Source organism: Arthrobacter sp. Y3225116 (genome assembly GCF_059091245.1).
The window spans coordinates 1-3,983 of record NZ_JBNHGL010000252.1 but is presented as its reverse complement, the minus strand read 5'-3'; the positions used below and the strand labels follow the sequence as shown (position 1 = coordinate 3,983).

The 3,983-nt window shown below is 67.9% G+C and carries 3 protein-coding genes; all 3 read right to left on the bottom strand.

Annotated elements, in window-relative coordinates; translation table 11 throughout:
- Positions 1-347: maltokinase N-terminal cap-like domain-containing protein (locus tag AC5RV2_RS15525; protein ID WP_494093079.1), on the bottom strand; the 347-nt coding region annotated here is incomplete at its 3' end.
- The gene (treS, locus tag AC5RV2_RS15520) at positions 340-2,139 is read right to left on the bottom strand and encodes a maltose alpha-D-glucosyltransferase (RefSeq protein ID WP_494093078.1); all 1,800 of its coding nucleotides are present in this window, start codon (positions 2,137-2,139) and stop codon (positions 340-342) included. The genes treS and AC5RV2_RS15525, both read right to left, overlap by 8 nt.
- Positions 2,139-3,983, bottom strand: a 1,845-nt coding sequence (locus AC5RV2_RS15515; RefSeq protein ID WP_494093077.1) for an alpha-1,4-glucan--maltose-1-phosphate maltosyltransferase, incomplete at its 5' end; no start/stop codon positions are given. The genes AC5RV2_RS15515 and treS, both read right to left, overlap by 1 nt.

Sequence of the window (3,983 nt, the reverse complement as noted above, 5' to 3'; positions counted from 1 at the left end):
GCCCCCGCGGCGCCGCCCGCCCGCTCGTCCGACCCGACGGTCTCGCCCTCTTCACGGGTTGCCGCCCACGCGTCCTCGGTGCCCTGCTGCACGCGCCCGAGCAGGGCCGCCTCCCCGCCGGCCAGGGGCTCCCGGCGGTAGCTCAGCGGCACGTTGACCACGTGGACGGCGTCGGCGGTGTGCACGGCCACGATGTGCACTTCCAGTCCCACCGCCCCGGCCGGGTCCTGCAAGCGGATGCCACCCAGCCGGCGCAGGACCGACTCTTGGCCCTTGGCGGGGAACCAACGCTGGGCGGGGAGCCACTGGTGCAGCAGTTCGGGCAGGCTCGGCGTGAAATCAGGCATGTGTTGCCACCTCTGTTCCTTCAGTCGCGGGTCTGATGACTGGGAGTGTCTCGGTCTGCGGAGATGCGGGGTTGGACGCGGCCGAACGCAGCCGCAACCAGAAGAAGTCGTGGCTGCCCAGCGTCAGCGTGAGCTGGCCGGCGTCGTCAAAGGCCGGGAAGGGGACGCCTCCGAACGTGTCGCGCAGCCCCCGGCCGGCAAATTCGGGCAGCCGCAGCGGTGCCGCCACGGGGTGCTGGGACAGGTTGAACACGCACAGCAGCACCTCTTTCTCCAGGCCTTCCGGATTGTCCTCCGGCAATTCGCGCAGAAAAGCCAGCACCGATTCGGAGTCCACCGGCACGTTCCGGTAGGTACCCAGGCCGAAGGCAGGATGGGCCTTGCGCACGGCCAGCATCTGCCGCACCCAGTGCAGCAGCGAACTGTTGTGCGCCAGCTGCGCCTCGACGTTGACGTAGTTGTAGTGATAGACCAGCGACTGCACCACCGGCAGGTACAACTTGCCGGGGTCCGCGGTGGAGAACCCGGCGTTGCGGTCGGGGTTCCACTGCATCGGCGTGCGGGAGGCATCGCGGTCTTCGAGCCAGATGTTGTCGCCCATGCCGATCTCGTCCCCGTAATACAGGAACGGGCTGCCCGGCAGCGACAGCAGCAGGGCATGAATCAGTTCGATCTCGGCGCGCGAGTTGTCCAGCAGCGGGGCCAGCCGGCGGCGGATTCCGATGTTGGACCGCATCCGGGAATCCGGCGCGTACCAGCCGAACATCGCCTCACGCTCTTCGCGGGTGACCATCTCCAGCGTCAATTCGTCGTGGTTGCGCAGGAACGTTCCCCACTGGGCCCCGGCCGGGATCGCCGGCGTCTGCTCCATCGTGGCGATGATCGGGGCGGCCTTTTGGTCCCGGAGCGCGTAATACAGCCGCGGCATGATCGGGAAGTGGAAGGCCATGTGGCATTCGGGGCGCAGCCCGCCGTCGCCGTCCGGCTTGCCGAAGTATTCCACCACCTCATGCGGCAGCTGGTTCGCCTCGGCGATGATCACGCGGCCGGGGTATTCCGTGTCCACCAGTGCGCGCAGGTCCTGCAGGAAGGCGTGCGTGGCGGGCAGGTTCTCGCAGTTGGTCCCGTCTTCCTCGAACAGGTACGGGATGGCGTCCGCGCGGAAACCGTCGATCCCCTGGTCCAGCCAGAACCGCACGACGTCGAACAGTGCCTCGATCACCTTGGGGTTTTCGAAGTTCAGGTCGGGCTGGTGGCTGAAGAACCGGTGCCAGTAGAACTGCCGGCGGATCGGGTCGAACGCCCAGTTGGAATCCTCGCTGTCCACGAAGATGATCCGCGCGTCCTGGTATTTCTCGTCGGTGTCGGACCAGACATAGAAGTCTCCGTACGGCCCCTCCGGGTCCCGCCGGGACTGCTCGAACCAGTCGTGCTTGTCCGACGTGTGGTTTATCGGCAGGTCGATGATCACCCGGACGCCGCGGGCGTGTGCCTCGGCGACCAGGCGTTTAAAGTCGCCGATGGTGCCGAACTCGTCCAGCACGTCGAAGTAGTCCGCGACGTCGTACCCGCCGTCCCGCAACGGGGACTTAAAGAACGGCGGGATCCACAGGCAGTCGACGCCGAGCCACTGCAGGTAGTCGAGCTTGTCGATCAGCCCGGAGAAGTCGCCCGATCCGTCCCCGTTGGAGTCCGCGAAGCCCCGCAACAGCACCTCATAGAACACTGCCTTGCGGTACCAGTGGGGGTCATGCGTGAGCCCCGGAGCGTGCAGCTGGAAGGGGCCGGCCATCAGCGGTTCCTTCGGACGTGCAGGATGTGGGCGGGTTCCACGTGTGCGTCCAGCCGCACGTAGTTGTGTTCGCTCCAGCGCCAGCTCTGCCCGCTGAGCAGGTCATCCACCCAGAACGTGCCGTCGTCGTTAAGGTCCTCCTCCCGCAGCCCCAGCGCCGCCAGGTCCAGCGAGACCGTCGATTCGCGCGCGCTGTGCGGGTCCACGTTGACGACGACGATGATCGTGTCCCGCCCGCCGCCGTGGCTTTCGGGCAGGTGCGCCTTGTGCTTGGAGTACACCACCGTGGCCGGGTCGGTGCTGCGGTGCACGGTGAGGTTGCCCAGGTCGCCCAGCGCCGGGTGGGCCCGCCGGATGGAATTGAGCCGGGTCAGGTACGGGGCGAGCGAGCGCCCTTCGGCCTCCGCGGCGGCGAAGTCGCGGGCCTTGTATTCGTACTTTTCGTTGTCAATGTATTCCTCGGCGCCCGGCCGGGCCACGTGCTCGTAGAGTTCGTAGCCGGCGTAGACGCCCCAGAGCGGGCTGGCCGTGGCCGCCAGCACGGCCCGCACCTTGAACGCGGCGGGGCCGCCGTACTGCAGGTACTCGGTGAGGATGTCAGGGGTGTTGACGAAGAAGTTCGGCCGGAAGAACGGCGCCGTCTCGTGGCTGATCTCGGTGAAGTACTCCTCGATCTCTTCCTTGGTGTTGCGCCAGGTGAAATAGCTGTAGGACTGCTGGAAGCCGGCGCGGCCCAGCGCGTGCATCATGGCCGGGCGGGTGAAGGCCTCGGCCAGGAACACCACCTCCGGGTGCTCGCGGTTCACCGTTCCGATCAGCCATTCCCAGAACCACAGGGGCTTGGTGTGCGGGTTGTCCACCCGGAAGATCTTCACGCCGTGGGAGATCCACAGCTTCACGATCCGCAGGACCTCTTCGGACAGGCCGCGCGGGTCGTTATCGAAGTTCAGCGGATAGATGTCCTGGTACTTCTTCGGCGGGTTCTCGGCGTAGGCAATCGTGCCGTCGGCCCGCGTGGTGAACCACTCGGGATGCTCGGTGGCCCACGGGTGGTCCGGGGCGGCCTGCAGCGCCAGGTCCAGGGCCACCTCCATGCCGAGCGCCTCGGCGGCGGCCACGAAGGCGTCGAACTGCTCAAATCCGCCCAGGTCGGGGTGGATGGCGTCATGCCCGCCGTCCTTGGATCCGATGGCCCAGGGCGATCCGGGGTCGCCGGGCCCGGCGGTCAGGGTGTTGTTCGGCCCCTTGCGGTTGACCTCGCCGATCGGGTGGATCGGCGGCAGGTACACCACGTCGAAGCCCATGGCCGCGACGGCCGGAAGCCGCTCGGCCGCCGTCGTGAAGTCGCCGGAGGTCCAGCTCCCGTTCGCCGGGTCGTAATGCGCGCCCTCCGAGCGCGGGAAGAATTCGTACCAGGCGCCGCGGCCGGCCCGTTCACGCTCCACCAGGATGGGGTACCGCTTCGAGGGGCTGACCAGGCTGCGGATCGGATGGCTGTTCACGGCGTCCAGCACGGCGTCCGAAGTTCCCGCGGCCAAACGTTCATGCACGGTGAGCGATCCGTCGGCGAGCGCGGCGGCGGCATCGCGCAGCACCTGCGCGTTGCCCTCCGGCCGCCCGCCCTGGCCCGCGGCCTGCTCCAGCAGCAGCCGGCCCTCGGCCAGCATGAGGTCCACGTCCACGCCGGCGGCAATCTTCACCTCGGCGTTGTGCCGCCAGGTGGCGTAATTGTCTCCCCAGCCTTCAATGTGGAAGGTCCAGAGGCCGGTACCGGTGGGCCGGAGGGTGCCGTGCCAGCGGTCGGTGCCGGGCGCGCCGGGCGTCAGTCTTGCCCGCTGGACGGG